1 protein-coding gene is annotated in these 552 nt (G+C 37.5%); it reads right to left on the bottom strand.

Going from position 1 to position 552, the window contains the following annotated elements; all coding sequences use genetic code 11:
• Positions 1-68 precede the first annotated feature (68 nt).
• Positions 69-552: hypothetical protein (locus ABWV72_RS21190; RefSeq protein WP_353372973.1), on the bottom strand; the 484-nt coding region annotated here is incomplete at its 5' end.

The following is a 552-nucleotide window of genomic DNA, read 5'->3' as shown; positions in this document are numbered from 1 at the left end:
AGCAAATGTGAGCGCTTTGGCCGAAGGCCAGCGAGTATTTGTCCCAGTGAGTTTACGAACGACATTATTCACTTGTTAGGTTTTACCCGCTCTTCAATTCGACACGTCCAGATTTTATCTCCGCGAGTAACCTTACACCAATCCTTTTTTAGATTACGCTTTTTATTAATAGGAATAACTACAACACCATTAAGATTAGTTGTAACTAATTTATCAAAGTGAACCTTTGTACGTTTAAACATCAACTCTGAATAAAGCTGTAATTCAAAGTTTTCATATACATAAGGTTCGCCAAGCGGATTTTTTAGACACACCTCAACCACATCAGAGCTCTTATTAAATTTAACTTTTGGTGAAGGTAGCCAATCATTTCGTAACCCAGCTTTAAATTCTTCTCTAAGCTGTTTAATAGCGTATTCACCACCCATATCAGCTTCTATTTCACCAATACATCCCCAACAATCACCACCACAATCGGAGGAGAGATGGTCATTTTCTTGATTTAATTTTCTGCCACAAATACTGCAATTGGTGCCCATCTTTTGTAAAACC

This window comes from Aliiglaciecola sp. NS0011-25 (assembly GCF_040370605.1).
In the GTDB taxonomy this organism is placed as follows: Bacteria; Pseudomonadota; Gammaproteobacteria; order Enterobacterales; family Alteromonadaceae; genus Aliiglaciecola; species Aliiglaciecola lipolytica_A.
This window is presented reverse-complemented; position numbering and strand designations above follow the sequence as displayed.